We start from the raw sequence: 24,463 nt of genomic DNA on the forward strand, positions 1-24,463 counted from the left end.
AATCTACAGCCATAGGCTCTCGATAATATCCTTCTGGTCACTTATATTTGCCTATCTCTGGACAGGTGCCCATCACCTGGTTTACACACCCCTACCAGACTGGATCCAGACACTCGGCATAGTATTTACCATGTTTCTTATTGCTCCATCATGGGGATCTGTTGTGAATGGTTATTATACGGTTGGTCAGGACTGGGAAAAAGCAAAGAATAGTTATCTTACGAAATTTTTTATTCTAGGAATCACCTTTTACGGACTACAGACCGTTCAGGGACCAACACAGGGACTGAGAATTGTGAGCCAGCTCATACATTATACTGACTGGGTAATTGGACATGTCCATATGGGAACAATGGGATGGGTTACAATGGTTACGGCTGCATCCATTTATTATATAATTCCAAGAATTTATAATACAGAAATACACAGTGTAAAAATAGCCAATATCCATTTCTGGCTTGTCCTTATAGGCCAGCTAATATTCTCCATCACCCTCTGGATAACAGGCATACAGCAGGGTGCTCTTCAGAAGGCAGTCAATCCTGATGGAAGCCTTAAATACGCCATGGTTGAGATAATTGCAAAAAATTATCCTTACTGGGAGATGCGAACCGTGGGAGGAATAATATTCACCATCGGCATGGTTTTCTTTATTTACAACGTTTACATGACAATCAGGAAGGGCAAAAAGGCCCTCCAGCAGGCATAGGAGGTGGGAGATGGCAGGACTTCATGATGCTCTTCACAGAAAGCCAGTAATATTTACAATCCTTGCAACACTTACAGTTCTTGCAGGGACAATCGTTACAATGCTCTATCCAATGCTTAGACCTGAAATGCATCCAAAACTTGAAAACCTCAATCCCTATACAGCCCTCCAGCTTGCTGGAAGGGATATTTATCAGAGAGAGGGATGTTTTTACTGCCACACACAGACAGTTAGACCTTTAAAAACCGAGGTTCTGAGATATGGAGAATACTCAAAGGCTGGTGAGTTTGCCTATGACCATCCCTTTCTCTGGGGCTCAAAAAGAACAGGTCCTGACCTTGCGAGGATAGGTGGAAAATACCCTGATGCCTGGCATTACAGGCACATGGAAAACCCGAGACTATTCTTTAAGGAATCCAATATGCCATCCTATGCCTTCCTGAAAGATAGAAGGCTTAATCCTTTAGAGGTTGAAAGACATATGAAGGCCCTGGGCTTTCCATATACAAAAGAAGAGATAGAGGCATTAAAGGATAAAACCGAGATGGATGCCATTGTTGCCTATCTTCAGGTGATAGGAACTGCAGTGAAGAAAAAGGAAATGGTAGAGGCAAAGTTTGTGGAGGAAAAAAATCCTCTTGCTGGTAAAATAGAGGCTATTAAAAGAGGGAAAGAACTGTATAAAAAGAATTGTGAAATCTGTCATGGTGAAGACGGAAAAGGTGGCATAGGTCCTTCACTGAGAGACAATGTATGGCTTAATAGACAAGGTGATATAAGCGATGGCAGGATCTTTTCCATAATCTTTGACGGAACCGAGGCTGGCATGCCAGCCTATGGAACACAGATGGACAGAGAATCTATATGGTCTCTGGTTTCTTATATCAGAGATATTCAGGTTAAAAAATAGGAGGTAAATTATGGCTGAGGAACTTGACAGTTTAAAAGAATTTGAAACAGAGGAGACATTGAGGAGAAAGATTCCGGTTGGATGGCTCATTCTCTTCTGGGCACTGATACTCTGGGGAATATATTATTTTATTTCCTATACACCTTCAATAAGCGGATGGTCACAGGAAAAGGCATTTTTAGAACAGCAAAGCATACCAGCCGAGCGCCAGCAATAAAGGAGGTCCCATGGACATAACAGTCATCGCAACAATAGGTTTCACCAGTCTTGCGGCAATCGGTATACTTTATTTACTCATTACCATGAGGAAGAAATGACAGCCACATTATATCTACTATTTGGCCTGACTCTTGTTACAGCACTTACTATAACAATTCTCTTTTATTACTCAAAAAAAAGAAAGAAAAAGGTGGAGGAGCCTAAATACAGGATGCTTCAAGATGACTAAGTCCATTCAGGGCTGGAGATGGATTGTCAAGCTCCTCCACGCCCTTGTTCTTCTTGGTACTCCTTTTTTAAAGATAGATGGACAGAGTGTCCTCAGATTTGATATGCCGAGCCTGAGATTATATTTCTTTGGAATTGTCCTCTGGATGGATGAATTCTTCATTGTCCTCGCAGCAACGCTCTTTCTTACCTTTCTAATAGTCTTTATTACTGTGGTTTTTGGAAGGGTCTGGTGTGGCTGGTTATGTCCCCAGACTGTAATAAGTGATATAACAGGTTTTATTGAAAAGACCTCAAAAAAAGGAATTATATATAAAGTATCAGGCATGGTAGCAGTATTTCTGATAAGTATGATAATAGGTGCAAGTCTTATATGGTATTTTGTATCTCCCTATGATTTTTTTCAAAGATTAACCTCATGGCAACTTGGTGAGGTGATCTGGGGATTCTGGATTGTACTGACTATTATATTGTTCCTGAACTTTACACTGGTAAGAAGAAGATTCTGTGCCACTGTCTGCCCTTATGCCAGGGCACAGAGCCTTTTATTTGACGATAAAACCTTGATTATTGCCTTTGACAGAAAGAGAAAAGATGAATGCCTTGATTGCAGGGCCTGCGTTAAGGTCTGCCCTGTAGGAATAGATATCCGGAAAGGTCCGGATATTGCCTGTATAAGTTGTGCAGAATGTATTGACAGTTGCGGAGAGATATTCAGGGCAAAGGGTAAAAAGGGTTTGATAAATTACTTCTTCGGTGAGACTGATAAAAAGAGTATGATCAGGCAGAGTGCAGTGATAACAGGACTGCTCAGCCTGCTCTCCCTTTTTTTATTTATACATTTACTGAAAATCAGAAAGGATTTGGATATTACGGTAATTCCTGATTACCAATTCAGACCAAAGATAACTGGCACAGGTGAACTTATCAATGCCTTTGTTATATCAGTTGAGAACAGGCATGACAGGGATAAAAGAATTATCATGAGAAGCGATGGAAATGTTAAAATTATACCAGATAGTATTACTGTCAGGGCTGGAGAGGTTCAGAGGACAAAGGTCTTTGTTATATCCAGTGGTATAACCAATACATTTAATTTAACATTTATATCAGACTCTCAAAATATAACTGAAGAGATCACCATAATAAAGCCATGAAAGCGCTCGTAATTATAGTAACAATCATAGGTCTCGGAGCTGTAGCAGGCTCCATAATAGTTGGCAGAATGGTTTTTGATGGAAAGGTTGTAGAGAAACCTTATGAAACAGGTCTGATCTATGATGAAATAGAAAGAGCTAAATCAGAGATGGAACTTGAGATATTAAATCCTGTATTCAGAAAAGGAGAGAACGAACTCCTGTTCATGATAAAGGACAGAAAAGGTAATGTCCCTGAAGAATCCAGGATCAAGCTTACTGTGGGTAGACCGTACACCGCTTCCTTTGACAGGGAATATATGGTAAATCTAACCGGACCGGCAACATTCAGGGCTAAGGTAGATTTTCCTTTATATGGATACTGGGATATAAGGGTAAGCCTTACAAATAACCAGAAACCTGTTATACTGGAAAAACGCATATTTGTAGAAGGAGGTAAGGAATTATGAGAAGAACAATTTTTTTAGTACTCTTTATTCTTTTCCTAACTTTTCCGGTTTTTTCCCAGCAGTTAAAAAATCCCTATGCCGGAAATCAGCTGGCCCTTAAGGAAGGTGCAGAGGTATATAAGAAAAATTGTGAAGCCTGCCACGGACCAGGAGGAAGAGGAGATATATGCCCTGACTTGACTAAAAAGACAAAGAAATATGGTAATAGTGATGCAGACCTTTTCTTCTCCATAGCAAAGGGAAGACCAGGAGGGATGCCTAACTGGGACACCACCCTTGGAACAGAGAAGATATGGAAGGTAATAACCTATCTCAGGAGTATAGAGAAATAGGTTAAGATTGAGAAAGATATTAATATTAATTATCCTGTTTTTCTTTAGCCCTGCCTGCAGGCTTCAGGCTGATTGTGATATAAATGAAGGTCCCTGCAGGAAAAATATTAATAAAGGAAGTGTTATCCTTGATATTTATCCAAGACCTGTAAGAGCTATGAGGGAATTGCAATTTTCTGTTCACACTGAGGGACTCAAAAATTATGATTCTCTTAAGATTTCCCTTTCAATGCCCGGGATGTATATGGGAAAAAATGAGATAATGCTCCTGTCTAAGGCTCCCCATATCTACGAAGGAAGAGGTGTCATACCCAGATGCGCAAGCGGAAAAACCCTATGGCAGGCAGATATATTTATACCAGAACACGGGATCATCAGTTTTAGATTCAATGTTAGGTGATAGCTCGGTTTTTCTTCTAATGTTCGGTACTGGTTTTTTTGGCGGATTCGGCCATTGCACAGGTATGTGCGGCCCTCTTATAGCCACCTACTGTCTAACCATTCCCCAGTCACCTTTTGAAAAATCTTTAACCCATCTCATTTACCATTCCGGAAGACTTATGAGCTACAGCCTCATAGGTGGTTTTATGGGGCTTTCGGGATCTTTTATTTCTATGGCAGGCTCAATAACCATAATTCAATCAATTGCAATGGCACTGGCAGGAATATTCATGATAATGACAGGCTTTTCAATTCTATACTCTGGTATTTCATCCCCTAAGAGGTTTGTCCTTTTAAAATTAATCCCGGATGTGATAAAAAAAATCTCAGAGACAGTCGGTACCGGTAAATTTTTTCCTCTCGGATTGATTAATGGAATTATACCATGCGGTCTTTCTTATACTGCCTACATTGCTGCTGCAGGTACTGGTGCATCTGAGGTAAATCCGGCTCAGGGATTCCTGAAAGGAATGTTTTTGCTACTTCTTTTTGGTTCTGGAACCCTTCCTTCTCTTCTGCTTCTCACTTACCTGATATCAAAAGGTAAATCAATTATAAGAAAAAGACTTTACGGCCTCGCAGGAGTCTTTATAATACTATCGGGATCAGTGTTTTTATACAGGTCAATACTTTTTGTGGCAAATGAATGATCGAGAAAAAAAGACAAAAAAATGATTCTCCTTTATCCTTATCTGATCTTAGATGCAGCCATTGTCTCGGGGAGGTAAATAAAGAGGCAATCCATGATGAGATTGATGGAAAGAGGCTGATATTCTGCTGCCAGGGCTGTAATATTATATACAGGATTATCAATGAACAGGGTCTCGGAGAGTTTTATGAAAAAAGGTATGGATGGCAGCCCGGCAGACCTGAAATAAAGGAGGTTAAAGAAGAGGATTTCAGGGATTATATTAAAAAAACCTCTTCTCAGGAACTTGAACTGGAATTTGTTATTTCTGGAATAAGGTGTGCTTCCTGTATATGGCTCATCGAGAGATTTATTAAAAAATCTGCTGGTGTAACTTCAATAAGAATTAATTATGCAACTCACAGAGCAAAGATAAGATGGCAGCACGAGAGGATAACATTAAAAGATATATTAAAAAAAATAACATCCCTCGGTTATATACCAAAACCCGCGATAATTACGGATCAAGAGGAAGAACTTAAAAGAGAGAAAACAGACTTACTCATAAGATTTGGCACAGCAGCATTCTTTTCCATGCAGCTCATGATATACACCTCTGCACTCTATGCCGGATATTTTCAGGGGATCGAAGAATCAATAAGAAGGCTCTTTCAGCTCATAGCATGGGCGCTTGCCACACCTGTTATGTTTTACTGTGGCTATCCCTTCATGAAAAATGCTATAAAGGGATTAAAAAATAAAACCATCAATATGGATATTCTCATCTTCCTCGGTTCTTTCAGTGCCTATGCATACAGTGTTGCCATTATCATTCTAAATTATCTTCAGCCTTCAACCCTACTTTCTCAAACAGAGGTCTATTTTGACACATCGGCAATGATTATCACCATGATACTTCTAGGTAGATTTATTGAGCAGGGTGCAAGGATAAAGGCCTTCTCTGTTATCAGGGCATTGATAGGGCTTCAGCCAAAGGAGGCAAGGCTCTTGAAGGATTCAGAGGAGGTAATGGTAAGTATAGGAGAATTAAAACCTGATGACAGGATTATCATTAAACCTGGTGAGAGGATACCTGCTGATGGTGTGGTTATTGATGGCATTTCAGAGGTTGATGAGTCTATGCTCACTGGTGAGTCAATGCCTGTTCTTAAAAAGATAAATTCAGAGGTCTTTGCAGGAACAATAAACATTAACGGAAGATTGATTGTTAAGGTAAAAGAAGCAAAGGACACAGTACTATCTAAGATAACTTCTGCAGTTCTTGATGCACAGATAAAAAAGGTCAGGATACAGAGCATTGCTGATAGGGCAGTCACTGTATTCGTGCCGGGAATAATTGCCATAGCATTTTTCACCTTTCTTTATTGGTATCTAGAGGCTGGTCAGGTAATCGCCCTCATGAATGCTGTTTCGGTTCTTGTGATTGCCTGTCCCTGTGCCCTAGGTCTGGCAACACCTCTTGCAATACTTACAGGTTCTACAGCACTCTATTCTTCAGGAATAATCATCAGGGAACCAGGTGTCATAGAAAATATTGCCGAAGCAGAGATACTCTGTCTGGACAAAACAGGAACATTAACAGAGGGAAAACCTGTTCTCAAAGAGGTTATTTGCTATGGTATTGAAGAGAATGAACTCCTCCTTATCGGAGCATCTCTTGAGAAAGCATCAGAACATTCCCTTGCCAGGGCAATAACGGAAAGGGTGAAAGAAAAGGACCTTCTTTCCGTAAAAGACTTTGAATCTCATCCCGGACTGGGGATTAAAGGCTCAGTAGATGGAAAGGAGGTGATTATAGGAAATGCAAGATTTCTTGAAATTTCTAAAATCTCCATAGATGAAAGACAAAAAAGGGACCTCAAGCAATATTCTAAAAAGGGCTTTACTATAGCAGGTATTGCGATAAATAATCAGCTAAAGGGCTGGTTTATAATAGCAGATAGAGTTGCACCAGAAGCTGAAGAGACTTTAAAGGAATTAAAGAGACTTAACAAAGAACCTGTCCTCATTACAGGTGACCGTAGAGAGGTTGCCAGCGAGGTTGCTGAAAGGCTTGGTATAGAAAAGGTATATTCCGAACTGCTACCTGTTGAGAAGGCAGAAATAATCAAGAAGCTCAAGAAATCAGGAAAGAAGGTAATAATGGTAGGTGATGGTATAAATGATGCACCAGCTCTTACAGAGGCAGACGCAGGGATTGCAACAGGTGGTGCTACTGATATAGCTGTAGAGAGTGCGGATGCCGTGCTCATGAGAAACAATATAAGTCTTCTGATACCCCTGGTCAGGCTATCAAAAAAAACATATTCAGTCATAAAAGAGAATCTACTCTGGGCATTCTCATACAATATAATTGCAATTCCCCTGGCCGTATCAGGAAAGATACATCCGATAATATCTGCAGTCCTGATGGCAGTAAGTTCCCTTATAGTAGTTAGCAATTCCTTGAAACTCAGACAAAGAAAAATGATAAAATACCGCAAAGGTTATACTTATGTATAGGATAGAAGAATTGAACAGGATAGAAGACCCTGTTAAAAAAAGGGCTTTTTTTATAGCAATCCTTTCTGAAGAGATTAAAAAAAGAGGTGGATCTCCTCCAATATTAGTTGGAGGTATGGCTCTTGAATTATATACACAGGGCAGTTATACAACCGGTGATATTGATATAAAGGCTCCAAAAGAACCTCTTGAAGAGATTCTTCAGGAATGGGGTTTTACTAAAAAGGGAAGGGTATGGTTTAATGAGATACTTGATATATATATCGACTGGCTTGGGGGTTCCCTTGATGAAGGACCTGAGGCAGAGGAACGGGCAAATAAAATTATCGTTGGTGAGGGACTTGAAATAAAAATAATCTCCATTGAAGATCTCATAATTGACAGGCTGAATGCCTATAAGTGGTGGAATGATGAGGACAGTCTTCTCTGGGTAAAAGTGCTTCTAAAAGTAAAAGAGGCAATGGGTGAGACGCCAGATAAGGATTATCTTAAGAGAAGGGCTAAAGAAGAAAAGGTCGAAGATATTATTGAGAACCTGATAGATTAAAAATGGCAAAATATAATTATGATAATCTTAAAAATATATCAAGAAAAGTAAGGGCAGACCTTGCCTCAGAGGGAATTATTGTTAAAAAAAGGGCAAGAAGAAAACCGAGGGATGAAGAGAAAAAAGGGCTCCTCCTTGAGATGGCTATCAAAAGGATAGAAAAATACCGGCCAAAAAAGACAGATAAGGGTATAGTCCTGCCCTACTATATCATAAAAAAATAAATATGTGGACTATTGGTTTTCTCATAATCCTTTGTCTCTGTCTGGCATTCGGTGCCTGGTTCCTCTTTTTATGGGCTGTAAAAAGCGGACAGTATGAAGATCCTGAAGGACCTAAATACAGGATGCTTGATGATGAAGAAAAGAAAGAGTCCGATAAACTTTAATATTTTTTCAGACCTTTCCCTTCAGAGAAAATTTCTGTGTATTAAAAGTTCTTTCTGCTCCTGCAGCAGAATTTAATGGCAGCTAAGGAAATGGCTATGATAGAATAATTTTATGTCCATACCGAGAATCGAACTTTTTAAAGAAATTTCTGAGAGAGACCTCCTAGAGATTGAGAAGAGCTCCTCAAGAGAGACCTTCAAGAAGAAAGAGACTATATTCAGCGAGGGTGAACCTTCAGAATGGCTCTATATCCTTACAAAGGGAAAGGTTAAGATTACAAAACTCTCCTATGAGGGCAAAGAGATAATACTTGAGATCATAAAGGCACCTGATTTTTTTGGTGGGCTGGCTGTTATGAAAGGTTTTCCCTATCCAGCAAGTGCTGTTGCAATGGAAGACAGCGAAGCAATAAAGGTTCCAAGAGAAGTGTTTTTAAAACTGGTAGAAAAGTATCCTTCCATTTATAAGGCTATGCTTTCCCTTCTCATAGAAAGAGTAAAAGTCACACAGGAGACCCTCAAAAACGTAGCCCTTGAAAGGGTAGAGACCAGGATCGCCTCTGCCCTTTTAAGGTTATCTGAAAAATATGGAAGACCTGAAGAGGATGGCATCCTTCTAGACCTGAGGATAACAAAACAGGAACTGGCAGATATGGTGGGAACAACTGTTGAGACAGCCATCAGGGTAATGAGCAGATTTAAAAAATCAGGCTATCTTAATGAAAGAGATGGTAAAATCCTTCTCAAAGATATCAAAAAGCTGAAAGAACTTTCCGAATCCTCAAATTCACAGTTCAGTTAAATTTATTGTGTCTTTTCCTTTGTATAAAGTGTTGCAATCATGTTGTAAACGAAGATAATTATTGAAAATGCCTCAAGTATTCCTGACGCTACAGTAAGACCCCTGAAAAGAGAATTCCCCGGTTCATAGGTCTCAAGGGTGTAGAAAAGAAGCATTCCTATAAGACCAATATTAGCAATATAAAACTGTATCTCTGCCAGGGCAGGACTCTTCAATCTTCTTCCTGCGAATCTTGGAAGTATATGATAGCCTACTCCATATATCATCATTGATACCCACCCCAGCATATTGAGATGAGAGTGGACAAATTTCAGTTTGAGAAATGCAGGATTATAAAGCATTAAAATCCCAAAAACCGTTGAGAGAAAAAGATAGACAATACTTGCGCCTATAAAATTCTTTACGAAAGGATCCATTCTCTTCCTCCTAAGTAGCTTTTAAAGACATTTTAATAAAATAGCAGACCTTATTCTATGATGCAGGTCATAGAAAGGAAATTCAGCAGCCGGTTTTTTCACTACCCATCAGAGAATGGACTTCTTTCATTAACTCATCTATATCCTTGAACTGCCTGTAAACGGAGGCAAATCTCACATAGGCTACTTTGTCAAGTCTCTTGAGGTTTTCCATGACATCCTCACCTATCCAGCTTGAAGGTATTTCCTTAACACCTAGTGCCATAAGTCTTTTCTCTATAGAATCAACTATTCCCTCAAGGGTATCAATTCCTATGGGTCTTTTTTCACAGGCTTTCTTCAGACCCGTAAGTATCTTGTTTCTTTCAAAGGGCTCCCGCCTGCCATCTTTTTTTACAACAAGAGGAAGAATCTCCTCAACCCTCTCATAGGATGTGAATCTCTTTTTGCAGGAAAGACACTCCCGCCTTCTTCTGATGGCATCTCCCTCTTTTGAGGTTCTTGAATCAATAACCCTGTCTTCAAGATTGCCACAGAAGGGGCATCTCATGAAACACCCCGTCTATCTTGGCGCTGTTTCAACAAGTCTCTTTTCATAAACCGGAAAGGCACGGCAGAGCTCTTTTACTCTTTCTCTGATTTTTAGTATGCGATCCCTGTTTTTGATATTCTCAAGTACCTCGGCAATAAAATCAGCTATCTTGATCATCTCCTCTTCTGTCATTCCCCTTGTTGTAACACACGGTGTACCGAGTCTGATGCCACTTGTTATGGAAGGTGGTGTGTCATCAAAGGGAATGGAATTTTTATTAACTGTAATTCCAGCCATATCAAGTGCCTCTTCTGCATCCTTTCCAGTGATACCAGAGCCTCTAAGATCAACAAGGAAAAGATGATTATCCGTTCCACCTGATATTATTTTAAATCCCCTCTTGATAAGCTCCTGAGCAAGTCTTTTTGCATTCCTGACGATCTGAGCTTGGTAATGTCTGAACTTTTCAGTAAGCGCCTCTTTAAATGCAACTGCCTTTGCCGCAATAACATGCATGAGTGGGCCACCCTGAATTCCTGGAAATATCATCTTATCTATGACCTTTGCATATTTTTCCTTGCACATTATCATACCACCCCTGGGACCTCTCAGGGTTTTATGGGTTGTGGTCGTTACAAAATCAGCATAGGGTACAGGCGAAGGATGAATGCCTGCTGCAATTAGTCCTGCTATATGGGCAATGTCTGCAAGAAGATAGGCACCTACCTCCTGAGCGATTTCAGCAAATTTTTCAAAATCTATTATCCTTGAATAGGCACTGGCACCAACTATAATGAGTTTGGGTTTGTGTTCCTTTGCAAGCCTTCTTACATCATCGTAATCAATGTAACCATGTTCATTGACACCATAGAAAACTGTTTTATAAAGCATACCCGAAAAGTTTGCAGCAGCTCCGTGGGATAGATGGCCACCATGTTTGAGATTCATTCCTAGGATTGTATCCCCGGGCTTCAAGAAACCAAGCAGTACAGCCATATTTGCCTGGCTTCCTGAATGGGGCTGGACATTCACATGCTCTGCCTTAAATAGTTCTTTTGCCCTCTCTATAGCAAGTTCCTCAACCCTGTCTGCGAATTCACAGCCACCGTAATAGCGTCTTCCAGGATAACCCTCTGCATACTTATTTGTGAAGACCGAGCCCTGAGCCTCAAGAACAGCAGGACTTGCGTAATTCTCAGAGGCTATAAGAACTATCTTTTCCTCTTCTCTTGAAATTTCTGCCCTGATTGCTTCATAAATTTCAGGGTCAACAAATCTCAGATTTTCGTACTCCATCCTGAATACCTCTCTTCTATTGATTTTATCTTCTCAAGTCTCTTTAGGTGTCTTCCTCCTTCAAATTCAGTTGTAAACCAGGTCTTCAGTATCTCTTTTGCAAGGTCTATTCCCACAATCCTTCCGCCTATAACAAGCACATTAGCATCATTATGAAGCCTTGCCATACGGGCAGTATAAAGGTCATTGCAGAGAGATGCCCTTATCTCAGGAAACTTATTTGCAACTATAGACATCCCTATGCCGGTACCGCAGATGAGAACACCTCTGTCAACTGCCTTCGTGGATACAGCAAGAGAGACCTTTTCTCCAAAATCAGGATAATCAACAGACTCATTGGTTGAAGGACCGAAATCAATGCACTCATGACCCATCTCATTAAGGAGTCTTTTTAGCTCTTCCTTAAGCTGAAAGCCTGCATGGTCTGAACCTATAGCCACTCGCATAAATTATCATATATAAGAAATTAAAGACCTGTCAACAGTTATAATTTCTCAATCTCCTTTCTGAAAAAATCATAAGCCTCATCATCAAGTATACAAAATTCAACAATTTCAATAGAGCTATCAGCATTCTTTTTAAGAAAGTTCACTGTCTCAGCAACAAGGATATTTGCACACCTGTCCTTCGGAAAACCAAATATTCCTGCACTTATAGCAGGCACTGAAATGGTTCTAAAACCCTTTTCTGAAGCAAGCCTCAATACATTATTTATAGCACTTTTAAGTTTATTGTCCTCGTCACCCTCGCCCATCCTAGGGCCAACTGCATGGATCACCCATTTTGCCTTAAGCTTGCCACCTGTTGTTATCACTGCCTGACCAACAGGCACGTAGCCAATTCTGTCGCTTTCTTCCTGAATTATCTTCCCTCCTTTTTTTACAATTGCACCAGCAACTCCACCACCGTGCTTGAGATGACTGTTTGCTGCATTTACTATGGCATCCACCTCACGCTCGGTAATATCACCTTTAACAAGGGTTATCTTTTTATTGCCTATGTCTCTTTCAATATTCATAGGTATTACCTCCTTATATATTTTTAGGTTATTATAAAATACTGTGCCGGAACCCTTAAAGATCATAAAAAAATACTACAATCCGGACTCCCTGGTCTTCAGGATTCTTATTGAGCATGGAGAGGCTGTAAAGAAAAAGGCACTCCAGATAGCAGGTGGTTTGAAGGACAGAAATCCTGATATTGACTTCATAATTGAGGCAGCAATGCTTCACGATATCGGAATTATTCTTACAAACTCACCACTTCTTGGCTGTTACGGAAAGGCACCCTATATTGCCCATGGATATCTTGGGAGGCAGCTCCTTGAATCAGAAGGGCTTTATATGCACGGTCTTGTTGCGGAAAGGCATGTGGGAGCAGGAATCACTATAAAGGACATAAAGGAAAAAGGTCTTCCCCTTCCAGTAAGAAATATGGTGCCTGAGAGTCTTGAGGAAAAGATTATCTGTGTTGCTGATAAATTCTTTTCAAAAAACAGGAATATTCATACTGAAGAAAAGTCCTTAGATATAGTTCTTAAGGAGATAGCAGGATACGGAGAAGAGAGACTCAGTTTTTTTGAAAAACTCCTAAGAGAGCTCAGATTAATGGACTGACATTTCTCAGAGATCTTTCATTGTTGTCCATAACTGCCTTACCAATCACAATCGTTACTGGTTTTTCTCTAAGTTCATGGGTTCTTATAAAAATCTTTCCCTCCTTTGGCTTAACGGCCTCTATAACACCTATTGCGATATCCCTGTTTTGTGAATTCCTGAAAGAAACTACCCTGTTCTTCAGTCCTGGGTTATCAAAGGGTAATCTTTCCCTGGTAAAGAGTATTCCGAGCTCAGAGATAGGAAACGAATGAAGTTTTGAGTCCGCAAGATAAGATTCCATCCTTTTGTATCTGTATTCTGCCCTCTCTGAAGGTGACTTCTGTCTTATTCCGGAAGGAGGCCTTAGCGTATAAAAAATTAGGCTCTGATTTTTGAAAGGTGCTTTTATATGGCTAAGCTCATCAGTCCTCTCAAGACATACTACAAGGTCTGGTTTAAGTATATCTATCTTGAAGTGCTTGAGAACTCTGCCGGCCGGCTCAGAGATGAGACCAGTTGTATCCACTATCACCTTATCACAGGTTTTCATTGCTCTCTCTACAATAAGTCTTGCACCTGTTATTGCTGGAAGAAGGCTTCCTGCTGGTGTTATGGTGCCTGTAAAATAAAAATCTTCCTCTTTTAAAGTGGAAAGTGTGGTAAAATTCTCAGGACATCTCGCCCAGCCTACAGTTGTGGGTGGTCCTATCTGAGACTGACCCATATCAAGGTCAACAATACCGAGATTGAAAAGATTAGCAAGTTTTCTAGCAATATATTCAACAAATGTTGTCTTTCCTGTATCAGAGGCACCTATAACAAGAATGAGTCTTGTTAAAGGGTCTTCAAGAAGTATCCAGAGTTCATCAGGTAAGGTAAATTTTTCATCCACCAAGAGCCCTCTTTACTGTCTTTATAGCACAGAATTCACCACACATGCTACAGACCTCTTCCTGTGAGGGTGGGACTTCAAGCCTAAGTCTTCTAACCTTTTCAGGATCGAAACTCAGACTGATCTGCCCCTCCCAATTAAGCTCCTTTCTGTAATGAGCCATGAGCCTGTCCTTTTGAATTGCTGATGGTATCCCTTTTGCAATGTCTGCAGCATGGGCAGCAATCCTTGAGGCAATTACACCTTCCTTTACATCCTCTATGGTTGGAAGCCTTATGTGTTCTGACGGTGTAACGTAGCAGAGGAAATCTGCGCCAGCCATTGCAGCAAGAGCACCACCTATTGCAGCAGCTATATGGTCATAACCCATAGCAATGTCTGTAACAAGAGGTCCGAGGACATAAAAGGGTGCACCCTTGCAGAGCTCCTTCTGAATCTTTATATTCAACTCAACCTGATTCAAAGGTATATGTCCTGGTCCCTCAATAATTACCTGTACACCCTCTTTAAGTGCCCTGTCCCTTAATTCTCCTAATGTAATTAGTTCTTCTATCTGACTCCTGTCAGTGGCATCCTCAAGACAGCCCGGTCTCAGTCCATCACCAAGGCTCAAGGTAACATCATACCTCTTTGCAATCTCAAGCAGTCTGTCAAAGTGTTCGTAAAGGGGGTTTTCTTTCTCATTATAGATCATCCATTCAAGAAGAAGTGAGCCGCCCCTGCTCACCACATCAAGGACCCTTTTATCATTCCTGAGCCTCTCTACAGTCCTTAAGGTAAGACCTGCATGTACTGTTATGAAATCAACTCCATCTCTTAAATGCTCTTCTATCACCTCAAAAAGCATATCCTCAGTCATTTCTTTTATACTTCCATAAAGCTCCACAGCCCGGACCGCAGCCTCATAAACAGGCACAGTTCCGACAGCAATGGGTGATTCCTTTATAAGTGCCCTTCTTAATTCTTTTATTGGTCCTCCTGTTGAAAGATCCATGACCGCATCAGCACCATATTTTACTATCACATGGAGTTTTTCGACCTCTTCATTAATATTTATCCTGTCCTTCGATGTTCCGATATTGGCATTTATCTTTGTCCTTAACCCCTTTCCTATTGCAAGGGGTTTTATAGGATGATTAATGTTCCTGACTATTGCAATTGTGCCGTCAGCAATTCCCATTGATATATATTCAGGTGTCACATTCTCCAGGAGTGCAGCCTCCCTGACCTCATCAGTAATGATACCCCTTTTTGCGAACTCTATCCTGGTCATGATACGCTCCTTTGAATCTTTTCAATCAATTCCCTAGCAGCACTGCCAGGTGATTCTGATGCCATAATAGCTGAAATAAGCGCTATTCCGTATGCACCAGCATCTATAACCTCAGGAATATTCTTTTTATTTATGCCACCTATAGCAAAGACTGGTATCCTTATCCTTCTTGTAACTTCCTTCAATGCCTTTATTCCAACAGGTTTCCCGTACCTGAGCTTTGAGGGAGTTTCGTATACAGGTCCAAAGGTTATAAAATCTGCTCCCCGGGCCTCTGCATCCATGGCCTCATCAAGGCTATGGGTTGAAGCTCCAATAAGAAGTTTTCCTCCTGATATCCTTTCCACAATATCTGGCGTCAAACTCTGTGTGCCAAGATGAACACCATCAAGTCCAAGACCAAGGGCTATATCAGCCCTGTCATTAATAAAAAGTTTTGCACTGTGTTTATTTGTAATATCCTGAAGCTCTTTTGTAAGAGCTATAAGTTCCTTTGCTGAAAGGTCCTTCTCTCTTATCTGAACAGCCTTAACACCGGCCTTCAGTGCCTCTTCCACTGTCCATTTAAGATCAAGGGAGAGTTTTCTGTCTGTAATTAAATACAATCTGAAATTAATCTGTCTGTGCATTGCTCTATATAAGCATCCCTTCAAGAGGACTGCTCGCACTGGCATAAAGTTTTTTGGGTATCCTTCCAGCAAGATAGGCAAGCCGTCCTGCAATAACTGCATGCTTCATCGCCTCTGCCATCTTTACAGGATCCTTTGCACCGGCAATCCCTGTATTTATAAGAACAGCATCACAGCCAAGCTCCATTGCAATTGTGGCATCTGAGGCTGTGCCAACACCTGCATCCACTATAACCGGAACCTTAACGGTCTCAAGTATTATCTTTATGTTATAGGGATTTCTTATCCCGAGGCCTGAACCTATTGGTGCACCAAGAGGCATTACTGCTGCTGCTCCTGCATCCTCAAGTCTCTTTGCTGTTACAGGATCATCATTAGTGTAAGGAAAAACAATAAAACCTTCCTTTGCCAGTATCTCCGTTGCTTTAACAAGTCCACAGACATCCGGAAAGAGGGTCTTTTCATCTCCTATCACCTCAAGTTTGACCATATCAGAGATACCAGCCTCCCTTGCAAGCCTTGCATATCTCAGGGCCTCCTCTACAGTGTAACAGCCAGCTGTATTTGGAAGAATCTTGTATTTCTTTGGATCAATATAGTCAAGAAGATTTTCGCTCTTTCTGTCCAGTATATTCACACGCCTTACAGCAACAGTAACAACATCAGCACCTGATGCCTCCACTGCACGCCTTGTTTCCTCAAAATCTCTGTACTTACCTGTACCGACCCAGAGCCTTGACTTAAATTCTATACCTCTGATAATCAACCTGTCATTTTCCATCCTGTCCACCTCCTACAAAATTTACTATCTCTACTGTATCGCCATCTTTAATTTTAAAAATCTTATAATCATGCTTTTTGATCACCTGAAGGTTTACCTCAACAGCAACCCTTTCAGGAATAATAGAAAGCCACTCCAAGAGCTCCTCAATGGTGAGCTCTCTTTCTATTTCATAGTCCTGACCATTAAGCCTTATCTTCATAATAAAAAAAGCCTCCTTCCCTTGAGGAAGCAGGCTTAAATAAATTTCCTTTATCAAGCCCTTTCCCTACGCCGGCATTACCCGGATCAGGTTCAATGGGTTCCCTCGCGCAGAGGGTCTCAGGCCTTACGACCTCCCCAAGGGTTTAATTTATCTTACAGGTAATCCTGCATATATGTCAACCTGAATGTTTTACCAATGATAGCCTGCAAGAATACCGATATGTGTACCTCCTCCGTTAACCTCGACACCAAAGAGCTCAACCCTTGCAGAGGAAGCCATTAACTCGAAACCTATATTAAAATGTTTACTTAATGTCCAGTACACTCCCCCACCAATCCAGAGGCCTGAACCTGTATCAGAATCAGATACTAATGTGCCAAGAAACTTTACCTTTGCCTCCGCATGTATTATTGATATACCGCCTCCTATAAAGGGTCGTATATACTGAAAATGATCCCAGATCTTGCGTAGACCAAAATTCAACTCTGAAGTCTCACTTTCCATATCTACAGTTATGCCATAATAAGGATCATAGGCTGTACCATCACCCTCTGCACTTAAAAAATCAATAGCAATATTAAGAGGCCAGTCCTTATGCCTGAAATCCAGTTTGAATCCCACTTCACCTTGCTCATCAGCAGGTGCCCAGTCATCTTCCTCAAGGGCCTTTGCACCTAAAAAGAGATTGATATTACCCGTCCATCCATCCTGTGCTTCTGTATTACTTAAACCTGTTAAGAGAACACACGAGGTCATTAAAAGATAAAAAATTATCCTTCGCATACATACCTCCTTATTAAAGTAATACACTCTTACTAGGAAGAGCGAATTTTGTGGAATCACATTGTGAAACCAATCTTTTACCATTAAATCCCCGATTTCTAATCTCGATGGCTACCGGTTCATCAACCAGCTCACTAACAAAAAAATATACCTCACTCACCAATAATCGCATTTCTAAAATGATTTTTTTCAGCATTAGGGAAATTTTATCAGATCAAAAATCTAATATGTCTAATTTAGATATCAAATTACTTATGCTGTTCAAATAAATACTTATTTGAAAGCTCAACAATAGTTTCTGCCTCCTCAAGAGTATTAGTGAAAAATAAAGTTAGAATTTCTCCGTCATGTTTTTTTATAGCAACTGAATATAAAGTATATTTTCCATGAATTGATGTACCTTTGGTTTCTTCAGTAATAAATTCCTTTATTAGGTCTACAGGAATACAGCAACGATTAAAAATCCAGGGAAGCGGTTTCTGCGTATAGTGGAGTAGATTTTTATCTATTCTGAGTTCATTAACATTTACAATTTCTATTAAATAGGCATAGGCTCCTGCAAGACATACCAGTGATGGGAAAAGAAGCCAGAAAGATCTTACTTTACCTGATAGATAATAATATATAAAAGTTACAAATAAACCTGCAAATAAAAAAAGAAAGATCAATGCCTCATCGCGCCTTTGCTTAGAACGAATAATAAGCTGTCCCCTGTAATAACCATAATTTTGCTCAGGTTTAAAACCAATTTTATCTTTTTTAAAGATAAGACCTGTCAGTATCCCAAAGGCATATAGAAATCCCAGAAAGGCAAGCCCGAGGATACCATATGCCCATAATCTATTTCCTTTTTTCCAGTCCTCATAATCAGCCGGCGTAAAGATAACTCTATTATCTTTTAGATCAGTTATACCCAGAAGACAGTATTCATAATCCTGTCTGAAAGGAGCTTTCCAGATTTTATATATAACCTTCACAAGCTCTCTTCGCTCACAAAGGTTTATAATCTCATTCTTGACAGAAACAGGTCTTACAAATTCTATTCGTCCTTCAGTAAAGGAATCAATATAAATCATAAATTTTTCTTTTTTCCATTTAAAAAAACCACTTCTGGTTCCATCACAATTTATTATCCGGCCTGTTATAACTTCTGGCTCACCAAGGCTAAAATCAAATATCTTCTTAAACTCAATAAGCCAGACAAGCATTATCAGTCCAGCAGAAAGAAATAAAACAAGTTTTGCCTCTTTTCTGCTCATGTTTACTTTGCCTTTACTCCATTTTTTTAGGGTTATCCTGCTCTCAGGGCACTCACTATATTCATCCCTGATGCCCTGATTGCTGGAAGGATTCCACCTGCTACGCCCATTATAAAGGAAAAGATAAGTGATTTCAATATTATTCCTGATGTTAACCTGAATCTGAAGGCAAGTTCTGAAAAAGTCTGCCAGTTCAGAGTTGAGACTGTATAAAATTGAAGAAAGGAAGAAAATATTAATCCTGTTATTCCTCCCGCGAGACTCAAAAGAAGAGATTCAAAGAGAAAGCTTATCAGTATATCCTTTCTCCTAAATCCAAGAACCCGCAGAGTCCCAATCTCCTGAATCCTGTTTGCAACCTGTGCATACATAGTAATCATTGCTCCAATAATTGCGCCAAGAGAAAAGACTATGGAAAGGGATGTGCCCAGGATTCTCAGAAAATTTGCCATTACCTCAGACTGTTCCCTGTAGAAGTCTATCTCTCTCTTTGCCTCAAGAGTGAGCCTGGGATCTTCCTCTATTGCCTTCTTTACATAATAAAAATCTTCTGGATCATTTAGCTTAAAAACTAAAGAAGAATAGACAGGTCTTCTGAAGGCCTGCATAAGACTATCGACATCAGCCCATATCTCTGAGCTGAAGGCAGTATTTCCAGCATCAATGATACCTACAACGGTCCATTCCCTTAGGCCGAATCTGAGCCTGCTTCCGAGTTCAAGGTCCCTGAATCCTTTTTTAATACTTGTTCCAACAACTATCTCTGTTGAACCTGCCTTTGGCATCCTTCCCTCAATCAGTCTTACCTGGTCTCTTATTGAGAGTGATTTCTGTCCTGTGCCTCGTATAACAACATTTGAAGGAGTGCCTTCCTTTTTAATAAGACTTATTAAAACAACCAGCTCCCTCTCTAAAAGGGCTCTACCATCTACATCTCTCTTGATCCACTGAAGGGTCTCCACAATAGCTGCCTGTGTCCTGTCAATTGTGCTCTGTACCTCTGCCTGGGAAGCCTTTCTTATTACAATTACATTATCAGGGGATCCTGTGTCTACCAGTGATTTCTCAAGTCCTTCTGCCATCATCATCACAGAGGAAAATACAAAAACCACGAAGGCCATTCCAAGACCAGTCAGGATGCTGGTTAATTTTCTGGTCTTAATATTTCTGATGTTATAAATAAAAAGGGGTGTCATCAACCAATCCTTGTTAGTGCCTTCTGAACAGGTACATTTATTGCCTTCCACGCTGGAAAGAATCCGGCTGAAATACCAACTGCAATGGATATAAGAAAATCCAGAATTAAAGTCTTCTCTGTAATATTAAATACAGGTAAAAGGGTACCCATTGCATCAATAAAGATCTTTGCGGCAGGGAATGTGAGAATTATGCCAGTTATTGCACCAGTTGTTGTTATCACTAAAGATTCTCCAAAGACAAGGATTGATATGTAGGGCCAGGAAAAGCCCATTGTCTTCATGGTGGCATATTCTGAAAGCCTTTCCCTCACATTCATTGCCATGGTGTTTGCCACAACTGCAAGGATTATTATTATGATTACATAGGAGATAAGTTTTATTGTGATGAGTATTGCCTCTGTCATGGCAACAAATCCAAGCTGAAAGGCCTTTTCTGTCTCTGTAAGAGTTTCTGCAAGAGAATTTTTGAAAAGATTGTCAATCTCAAGGGATATCTCAGCTGCCCTTCTTGGATCATCAATACCAACAATAAAGAATCCCACATGGTCTGCCCTCTGGGGATACATCTTTTTTAATCTCTCATTCAGATAATCAAAGTGGAAAAATAAAAGGGTCTCATCAACATTTGGGTCAGCTCCCCTGTAGATACCCCTAAGGGTAAATTCCCATTCACCTGGAAAAATTGTGCCTTTAAGCACTATAGTATCACCCAGCTCCCACCCGAATTCTTTTGCAACCTTTCTACCTGCAACACATGCCTTTCTATCCCTGAGGAATGCCTTCTTCTCTTCTTCAGAAATAATATATTCAGGATAGAGTTCAAGATAGGTCTCTCCATGAACTGCAAAATTAGGGAAAAAGTTTTTTTCTGATATGTAGATTCCGCCAAACCAGTTTCCATAGGATACTGTATTCACACCCCTGACCCCCTTTATCTTATCCTTGTAGGAGATGGGGAGAGGAGTTGTTAGTGATATGGCATTCCTTGTTACAAGCCTATTTGGTGAAGACACCTCGACCCCGGAATACCAGGCATCAACAATAGTTCTTAAAAAACCAAAGGCAAGAATAGCAATGGTGGCTGCAATAATTGTCAGGAATGCCCTCAATCTCTGTCTGAAGGCATTTTTAATCAGCAGTTTTAGGATCAGCATTCAGAATACCCTTATCAAGATGTCTTAATGTCCTTGCTTTAGCTGCAGCCCTGGGATCATGAGTGACCATAATGATAGTCTTATTGAATTCAGAATTGAGCCTGACCATCAGGTCTAAAACCTGCTCTGCTGAGTATTTATCAAGATCACCAGTAGGCTCATCAGCAACTAATATGGATGGATCTGTAACAATAGCCCTTGCAATGGCAACCCTCTGCTGCTCACCTCCTGAAAGCTGAGCAGGATAGTGATTGAGCCTATGCTCAAGACCCACGATCTTTAAAGCAAAAAAAGCATGCTCCTTTCTATCCTTTTTTGAAAGACCTGTCAGTAAAAGAGGTAGCTCAACATTCTCAAGAGCAGTGAGAACAGGGATAAGATTATAAAACTGAAATATAAAACCTACATGAAAGGCCCTCCATCTTGCAAGCTCATCCTCTGAAAGCCCTGTTATATCAGTTTGAGAAACTATTATTCTGCCACTGTCAGGCCTGTCGATACCAGCTATTAAATTCAGTAAAGTGCTCTTTCCCGATCCAGAAGGACCCATTATGGCGAGAAATTCACCTTCAGATATAGAGAGATTTATATCTCTCAAAACTGATATGATCTCTGCACCACGCCTGTAGGATTTATTAACCTTTATAAGCTGAACTGCATTTTTTTCAGAATTCACTTCTCTTTTACCTTAACCTTCATACCATCTTTTAATTTATCTGAGGGATTGCTCACAACGCTTTCACCAGCTTTTAGACCGTCAAGTATCTCTGTAAATCCGTTGAGCTCCTTTCCTGTCACAATCTGCCGTTTTTTAAGCCTTCCTCCTTCATAGACAAAGACAAATCCCTTTTTATCAATGAAAAGTACTGAAGATGTCTTCACAGCAATAACAGGTCTTAACTCCTCTTGAGAAATCTCTCTTTCAAGAAAGGATACCTTTGCACTCATATCAGGAATTATACCTTTTTCTTTATCAAGAATGGCTATCTTTACCTTTATCGAAGCCTTTGTTCTGTCCGCTGTGGGTATTATCTTCAGCACCCTTCCACGAAATCTTTTATCAGGAAAGGCATCAAGTTCTATCTCACAGGCCTGACCTTGCTTAACCTTTGAAATATTTTGCTCAGAAACATCAACCTCTACATGAATGCTATCCATATCAGCTATGGTTACCACAGATGCCCTTGCATTTGCTGCAGCTCCAAGAGGGGTTACTATATCACCAACATCAGCATCCTTAGTCAGTACCACTCCATCAAAGGGAACCTTTATGTAGGTGTATTCAAGATTAACCTCTGCCTCTCTGACCTGTGCTTCTGCTACCTTTATATGTGCCTTTCTCTGAGATACCATTGCCTCTGCACGCCTTAGCCTTGCTTCAGAGGCATCATACTCAGCCTTTGAGAGAAAACCTCTCTCAAAAAGTTCTCTGTTTCTTTCAAAAGTGAGCCTGGCATCATAAAGCTCTGCCTCTGCCTCTCTGAGGGATGCAAGGGCAAGTTCAAGATTTGCCCTTGCCTGCTCAAGATAAATTTTTCTGTCCTCATTCTCCAGCCTTCCTATAATCTGGCCTTTAATTACAGTGTCTCCCTCTTTTACTCCAAGCCACTCAAGGGTGCCTGTAGTCTTCACTCCAAGGGCAGCCTTTCTGTCTGCCACCACATATCCGCTTGCACTGAGTAATGAAATTGAACGGGATGGATAAATAAGGGATACACTTGTTATCTCAACATAAGGAGCTGAAGTAAAAATTAAATATGCTACAAAAATGAGCAATGCAAGCGGTACGAAGATTAAAAAAGCCCTTCTTTTTTTCTTTACTGAAATCGAGCCCTTTTCAATTCTAAGACTGCCAAGGTCTTCTTTTTGCATGACTCCCCCGTTATAAACAGCTTAACAAAATTTAATCAGTTTAAATTTTATTTTAATACATTGCACTTCAAAAGGTATATCCTTTCTATAATCCATAAAAATCCTGTGATAGAGTGAAATTTAATCGGTAGCAGGATGGGATCGCAATAGTAGAGTGGAAAATTTATGCTTTATTAGAAGTTTTGAGTTAATATTGTCTTATACCAGGGTTCTTTATAGGTATAATTCTCTAAAGGCTTTAGAAGTAAAAAGGGTAGATCCTTTTTATAGAATCCACCCCTTTTATTAGTCTTTCTTCTTAAATCAGACTGTTGATTTTGTCAATTCCTTTGCCTTCTTTGACTTCTCCTTTATAGCAGCCTGGGCAGCAGCAAGTCTTGCAATCGGAACCCTGTAGGGTGAACAGCTCACATAGTTGAGCCCTATTCTGTGACAGAATTCCACTGATGCTGGATCGCCGCCATGTTCACCGCATATACCGAGCTTGAGGTCCTTTCTCACAGCCCTCCCCTTTTTCACCGCTATCTCCATGAGCTGACCCACACCGGTCTGGTCCAGTGAGATAAAGGGGTCTTCCTCTATTAATTTATGGTCAATATAATAGGGAAGGAATTTTCCAGCATCGTCCCTGGAAAGTCCATAGGTAGTCTGAGTAAGGTCATTTGTTCCAAAGGAATAAAAGTCTGCCTGTGTTGCTATCTCATCAGCAGTGAGGGCTGCCCTCGGAAGCTCTATCATTGTTCCGACAGTATATTTTACCTTTGTCTTGTAGCTTGCCTGAACCTCCTCAGCCACTTTCACAACAAGTTCCCGCAATAGCTTGAGCTCATTTACATGAGCAACAAGAGGTATCATTATCTCTGGTATAACCTTCATACCCTGAAGTGTAAGTTCACAGGCAGCCTCCATTATTGCCCTTGTCTGCATCTCGTATATCTCAGGAAATGTTATACCAAGCCTGCAGCCCCTGTGGCCAAGCATTGGATTAAATTCATGAAGGGCCTTATTCTTAGCCCTGAGTCTTTCAAAAGGAACACCCATCTCCTCTGCAAGCTCCTTAAGCTCTTCGTCACCATGAGGCAGGAATTCATGTAAGGGAGGATCAAGGAGTCTTATTGTAACAGGAAGTCCTTCCATTACCCTGAATATCTCTATAAAATCATTTTTCTGCATGGGTAGTATCTTCTTTAGTGCCCTCTCTCGCTCTTCCTTTGTCTCTGCAAGTATCATCTCTCTTACAG

The 24,463-nt window shown here is 40.4% G+C and carries 32 protein-coding genes and 1 riboswitch; of the genes, 15 read left to right on the forward strand and 17 right to left on the reverse strand.

What is annotated here, in order from left to right; all coding sequences use genetic code 11:
- The 14 genes from N2257_05540 to N2257_05605 form a co-directional block, all read left to right on the forward strand.
- Positions 1-709: cbb3-type cytochrome c oxidase subunit I (locus N2257_05540; GenBank protein ID MCX7793849.1), on the forward strand; the 709-nt coding region annotated here is incomplete at its 5' end.
- A gap of 10 nt (positions 710-719) precedes the next feature.
- Positions 720-1,619: a cbb3-type cytochrome c oxidase subunit II gene (locus N2257_05545; GenBank protein MCX7793850.1), complete on the forward strand. Its 900-nt coding sequence runs from the start codon at positions 720-722 to the stop codon at positions 1,617-1,619.
- 10 nt (positions 1,620-1,629) lie between these two features.
- Positions 1,630-1,836, forward strand: a complete 207-nt coding sequence (locus tag N2257_05550) for a hypothetical protein (GenBank protein ID MCX7793851.1) — start codon at positions 1,630-1,632, stop codon at positions 1,834-1,836.
- A 96-nt stretch (positions 1,837-1,932) separates the two neighbouring features.
- Positions 1,933-2,067 (forward strand): hypothetical protein, encoded by a 135-nt coding sequence (locus N2257_05555; protein MCX7793852.1) that lies wholly within the window; start codon positions 1,933-1,935, stop codon positions 2,065-2,067.
- Positions 2,060-3,223 carry a 4Fe-4S binding protein gene (locus tag N2257_05560; protein ID MCX7793853.1) on the forward strand — a complete coding sequence of 388 codons (1,164 nt, stop codon included), beginning with the start codon at positions 2,060-2,062 and terminating at the stop codon, positions 3,221-3,223. The genes N2257_05555 and N2257_05560 overlap by 8 nt, the downstream gene beginning before the upstream one ends.
- Positions 3,220-3,672 (forward strand): FixH family protein, encoded by a 453-nt coding sequence (locus N2257_05565; protein ID MCX7793854.1) that lies wholly within the window; start codon positions 3,220-3,222, stop codon positions 3,670-3,672. Before N2257_05560 ends, N2257_05565 begins: the two co-directional genes overlap by 4 nt.
- Positions 3,669-4,004: a c-type cytochrome gene (locus N2257_05570; GenBank protein ID MCX7793855.1), complete on the forward strand. Its 336-nt coding sequence runs from the start codon at positions 3,669-3,671 to the stop codon at positions 4,002-4,004. The genes N2257_05565 and N2257_05570 overlap by 4 nt, the downstream gene beginning before the upstream one ends.
- Positions 4,005-4,011: 7 nt before the next feature.
- A complete protein-coding gene (locus tag N2257_05575) occupies positions 4,012-4,404 on the forward strand; it encodes a hypothetical protein (protein MCX7793856.1) in 393 nt (130 codons plus the stop codon).
- On the forward strand, positions 4,394-5,095 hold the full coding sequence (locus tag N2257_05580; protein ID MCX7793857.1) for a sulfite exporter TauE/SafE family protein: 702 nt from the start codon (positions 4,394-4,396) through the stop codon (positions 5,093-5,095). The genes N2257_05575 and N2257_05580 overlap by 11 nt, the downstream gene beginning before the upstream one ends.
- On the forward strand, positions 5,092-7,596 hold the full coding sequence (locus N2257_05585) for a cation-translocating P-type ATPase (protein MCX7793858.1): 2,505 nt from the start codon (positions 5,092-5,094) through the stop codon (positions 7,594-7,596). Before N2257_05580 ends, N2257_05585 begins: the two co-directional genes overlap by 4 nt.
- The gene (locus N2257_05590; GenBank protein MCX7793859.1) at positions 7,589-8,143 is read left to right on the forward strand and encodes a hypothetical protein; all 555 of its coding nucleotides are present in this window, start codon (positions 7,589-7,591) and stop codon (positions 8,141-8,143) included. Before N2257_05585 ends, N2257_05590 begins: the two co-directional genes overlap by 8 nt.
- 2 nt (positions 8,144-8,145) lie before the next feature.
- A complete protein-coding gene (locus tag N2257_05595) occupies positions 8,146-8,367 on the forward strand; it encodes a hypothetical protein (protein ID MCX7793860.1) in 222 nt (73 codons plus the stop codon).
- A 2-nt stretch (positions 8,368-8,369) separates the two neighbouring features.
- Positions 8,370-8,531, forward strand: a complete 162-nt coding sequence (gene ccoS, locus N2257_05600) for a cbb3-type cytochrome oxidase assembly protein CcoS (protein ID MCX7793861.1) — start codon at positions 8,370-8,372, stop codon at positions 8,529-8,531.
- A 112-nt stretch (positions 8,532-8,643) separates the two neighbouring features.
- Positions 8,644-9,333, forward strand: a complete 690-nt coding sequence (locus N2257_05605; GenBank protein ID MCX7793862.1) for a Crp/Fnr family transcriptional regulator — start codon at positions 8,644-8,646, stop codon at positions 9,331-9,333.
- Positions 9,334-9,335: 2 nt separating this feature from the next.
- Here N2257_05605 and N2257_05610 read toward each other — a convergent pair whose 3' ends face one another.
- The 5 genes from N2257_05610 to N2257_05630 form a co-directional block, all read right to left on the reverse strand.
- Positions 9,336-9,749, reverse strand: coding sequence for a hypothetical protein (locus N2257_05610; GenBank protein MCX7793863.1), 414 nt, complete (start codon positions 9,747-9,749; stop codon positions 9,336-9,338).
- An 82-nt stretch (positions 9,750-9,831) separates the two neighbouring features.
- A complete protein-coding gene (nrdR, locus tag N2257_05615; GenBank protein ID MCX7793864.1) occupies positions 9,832-10,299 on the reverse strand; it encodes a transcriptional regulator NrdR in 468 nt (155 codons plus the stop codon).
- 12 nt (positions 10,300-10,311) lie between these two features.
- A complete protein-coding gene (locus tag N2257_05620; protein MCX7793865.1) occupies positions 10,312-11,577 on the reverse strand; it encodes a serine hydroxymethyltransferase in 1,266 nt (421 codons plus the stop codon).
- Entirely contained in the window at positions 11,559-12,023 is a 465-nt protein-coding gene (rpiB, locus tag N2257_05625) for a ribose 5-phosphate isomerase B (GenBank protein ID MCX7793866.1), read from the reverse strand. Before rpiB ends, N2257_05620 begins: the two co-directional genes overlap by 19 nt.
- Positions 12,024-12,061: 38 nt before the next feature.
- Positions 12,062-12,595 carry a macro domain-containing protein gene (locus tag N2257_05630; GenBank protein MCX7793867.1) on the reverse strand — a complete coding sequence of 178 codons (534 nt, stop codon included), beginning with the start codon at positions 12,593-12,595 and terminating at the stop codon, positions 12,062-12,064.
- A gap of 43 nt (positions 12,596-12,638) precedes the next feature.
- Between N2257_05630 and N2257_05635 the strand changes: the two genes are divergently transcribed.
- Positions 12,639-13,193 carry an HD domain-containing protein gene (locus tag N2257_05635; protein MCX7793868.1) on the forward strand — a complete coding sequence of 185 codons (555 nt, stop codon included), beginning with the start codon at positions 12,639-12,641 and terminating at the stop codon, positions 13,191-13,193.
- Here the strand turns inward: N2257_05635 and N2257_05640 are convergent.
- The 12 genes from N2257_05640 to N2257_05695 form a co-directional block, all read right to left on the reverse strand.
- Positions 13,177-14,067: a Clp1/GlmU family protein gene (locus N2257_05640; protein MCX7793869.1), complete on the reverse strand. Its 891-nt coding sequence runs from the start codon at positions 14,065-14,067 to the stop codon at positions 13,177-13,179. The genes N2257_05635 and N2257_05640 overlap by 17 nt on opposite strands.
- Positions 14,060-15,340: a phosphomethylpyrimidine synthase ThiC gene (thiC, locus tag N2257_05645; protein MCX7793870.1), complete on the reverse strand. Its 1,281-nt coding sequence runs from the start codon at positions 15,338-15,340 to the stop codon at positions 14,060-14,062. The genes N2257_05640 and thiC overlap by 8 nt, the downstream gene beginning before the upstream one ends.
- A complete protein-coding gene (gene thiE / locus N2257_05650; protein ID MCX7793871.1) occupies positions 15,337-15,969 on the reverse strand; it encodes a thiamine phosphate synthase in 633 nt (210 codons plus the stop codon). The genes thiC and thiE overlap by 4 nt, the downstream gene beginning before the upstream one ends.
- A 4-nt stretch (positions 15,970-15,973) precedes the next feature.
- Complete coding sequence (locus tag N2257_05655) at positions 15,974-16,750, reverse strand: thiazole synthase (GenBank protein MCX7793872.1); 777 nt, start codon at positions 16,748-16,750, stop codon at positions 15,974-15,976.
- Positions 16,740-16,952 carry a sulfur carrier protein ThiS gene (thiS, locus tag N2257_05660; GenBank protein MCX7793873.1) on the reverse strand — a complete coding sequence of 71 codons (213 nt, stop codon included), beginning with the start codon at positions 16,950-16,952 and terminating at the stop codon, positions 16,740-16,742. The genes N2257_05655 and thiS overlap by 11 nt, the downstream gene beginning before the upstream one ends.
- A 45-nt stretch (positions 16,953-16,997) precedes the next feature.
- Positions 16,998-17,102, reverse strand: a riboswitch (TPP riboswitch).
- 42 nt (positions 17,103-17,144) lie between these two features.
- The gene (locus N2257_05665; protein MCX7793874.1) at positions 17,145-17,738 is read right to left on the reverse strand and encodes a hypothetical protein; all 594 of its coding nucleotides are present in this window, start codon (positions 17,736-17,738) and stop codon (positions 17,145-17,147) included.
- Positions 17,739-17,986: 248 nt separating this feature from the next.
- The gene (locus N2257_05670; protein ID MCX7793875.1) at positions 17,987-18,997 is read right to left on the reverse strand and encodes a hypothetical protein; all 1,011 of its coding nucleotides are present in this window, start codon (positions 18,995-18,997) and stop codon (positions 17,987-17,989) included.
- A 32-nt stretch (positions 18,998-19,029) separates the two neighbouring features.
- On the reverse strand, positions 19,030-20,193 hold the full coding sequence (locus N2257_05675) for an ABC transporter permease (GenBank protein MCX7793876.1): 1,164 nt from the start codon (positions 20,191-20,193) through the stop codon (positions 19,030-19,032).
- Positions 20,193-21,350: an FtsX-like permease family protein gene (locus tag N2257_05680; protein MCX7793877.1), complete on the reverse strand. Its 1,158-nt coding sequence runs from the start codon at positions 21,348-21,350 to the stop codon at positions 20,193-20,195. Before N2257_05680 ends, N2257_05675 begins: the two co-directional genes overlap by 1 nt.
- Positions 21,325-22,026: an ABC transporter ATP-binding protein gene (locus N2257_05685; GenBank protein ID MCX7793878.1), complete on the reverse strand. Its 702-nt coding sequence runs from the start codon at positions 22,024-22,026 to the stop codon at positions 21,325-21,327. The genes N2257_05680 and N2257_05685 overlap by 26 nt, the downstream gene beginning before the upstream one ends.
- The gene (locus N2257_05690; GenBank protein ID MCX7793879.1) at positions 22,023-23,222 is read right to left on the reverse strand and encodes an efflux RND transporter periplasmic adaptor subunit; all 1,200 of its coding nucleotides are present in this window, start codon (positions 23,220-23,222) and stop codon (positions 22,023-22,025) included. Before N2257_05690 ends, N2257_05685 begins: the two co-directional genes overlap by 4 nt.
- Positions 23,223-23,525: 303 nt before the next feature.
- On the reverse strand, positions 23,526-24,463 hold a 938-nt coding region (locus N2257_05695), incomplete at its 5' end, for a pyruvate, phosphate dikinase (protein ID MCX7793880.1).

The sequence above is a fragment of the Thermodesulfovibrionales bacterium genome (genome assembly GCA_026417875.1).
In the GTDB taxonomy this organism is placed as follows: Bacteria; Nitrospirota; Thermodesulfovibrionia; order Thermodesulfovibrionales; family CALJEL01; genus CALJEL01.

Bases quoted from the DNA above. Each gene is read 5' to 3' on its own strand.
- nrdR (MCX7793864.1), bottom strand. From the start codon at position 10,299: ATGAGATGCCCCTTCTGTGGCAATCTTGAAGACAGGGTTATTGATTCA.
- thiS (MCX7793873.1), bottom strand. From the start codon at position 16,952: ATGAAGATAAGGCTTAATGGTCAGGACTATGAAATAGAAAGAGAGCTC.
- thiC (MCX7793870.1), bottom strand. From the start codon at position 15,340: ATGACCAGGATAGAGTTCGCAAAAAGGGGTATCATTACTGATGAGGTC.
- N2257_05610 (MCX7793863.1), bottom strand. From the start codon at position 9,749: ATGGATCCTTTCGTAAAGAATTTTATAGGCGCAAGTATTGTCTATCTT.
- N2257_05550 (MCX7793851.1), top strand. From the start codon at position 1,630: ATGGCTGAGGAACTTGACAGTTTAAAAGAATTTGAAACAGAGGAGACA.
- N2257_05565 (MCX7793854.1), top strand. From the start codon at position 3,220: ATGAAAGCGCTCGTAATTATAGTAACAATCATAGGTCTCGGAGCTGTA.
- ccoS (MCX7793861.1), top strand. From the start codon at position 8,370: ATGTGGACTATTGGTTTTCTCATAATCCTTTGTCTCTGTCTGGCATTC.
- N2257_05580 (MCX7793857.1), top strand. From the start codon at position 4,394: ATGTTAGGTGATAGCTCGGTTTTTCTTCTAATGTTCGGTACTGGTTTT.
- N2257_05655 (MCX7793872.1), bottom strand. From the start codon at position 16,750: ATGGAAAATGACAGGTTGATTATCAGAGGTATAGAATTTAAGTCAAGG.
- N2257_05680 (MCX7793877.1), bottom strand. From the start codon at position 21,350: ATGCTGATCCTAAAACTGCTGATTAAAAATGCCTTCAGACAGAGATTG.
- N2257_05605 (MCX7793862.1), top strand. From the start codon at position 8,644: ATGTCCATACCGAGAATCGAACTTTTTAAAGAAATTTCTGAGAGAGAC.
- N2257_05585 (MCX7793858.1), top strand. From the start codon at position 5,092: ATGATCGAGAAAAAAAGACAAAAAAATGATTCTCCTTTATCCTTATCT.
- N2257_05690 (MCX7793879.1), bottom strand. From the start codon at position 23,222: ATGCAAAAAGAAGACCTTGGCAGTCTTAGAATTGAAAAGGGCTCGATT.
- rpiB (MCX7793866.1), bottom strand. From the start codon at position 12,023: ATGCGAGTGGCTATAGGTTCAGACCATGCAGGCTTTCAGCTTAAGGAA.
- N2257_05570 (MCX7793855.1), top strand. From the start codon at position 3,669: ATGAGAAGAACAATTTTTTTAGTACTCTTTATTCTTTTCCTAACTTTT.
- N2257_05665 (MCX7793874.1), bottom strand. From the start codon at position 17,738: ATGCGAAGGATAATTTTTTATCTTTTAATGACCTCGTGTGTTCTCTTA.
- N2257_05595 (MCX7793860.1), top strand. From the start codon at position 8,146: ATGGCAAAATATAATTATGATAATCTTAAAAATATATCAAGAAAAGTA.
- thiE (MCX7793871.1), bottom strand. From the start codon at position 15,969: ATGCACAGACAGATTAATTTCAGATTGTATTTAATTACAGACAGAAAA.
- N2257_05675 (MCX7793876.1), bottom strand. From the start codon at position 20,193: ATGACACCCCTTTTTATTTATAACATCAGAAATATTAAGACCAGAAAA.
- N2257_05545 (MCX7793850.1), top strand. From the start codon at position 720: ATGGCAGGACTTCATGATGCTCTTCACAGAAAGCCAGTAATATTTACA.
- N2257_05630 (MCX7793867.1), bottom strand. From the start codon at position 12,595: ATGAATATTGAAAGAGACATAGGCAATAAAAAGATAACCCTTGTTAAA.
- N2257_05555 (MCX7793852.1), top strand. From the start codon at position 1,933: ATGACAGCCACATTATATCTACTATTTGGCCTGACTCTTGTTACAGCA.
- N2257_05670 (MCX7793875.1), bottom strand. From the start codon at position 18,997: ATGAGCAGAAAAGAGGCAAAACTTGTTTTATTTCTTTCTGCTGGACTG.
- N2257_05620 (MCX7793865.1), bottom strand. From the start codon at position 11,577: ATGGAGTACGAAAATCTGAGATTTGTTGACCCTGAAATTTATGAAGCA.
- N2257_05590 (MCX7793859.1), top strand. From the start codon at position 7,589: ATGTATAGGATAGAAGAATTGAACAGGATAGAAGACCCTGTTAAAAAA.
- N2257_05560 (MCX7793853.1), top strand. From the start codon at position 2,060: ATGACTAAGTCCATTCAGGGCTGGAGATGGATTGTCAAGCTCCTCCAC.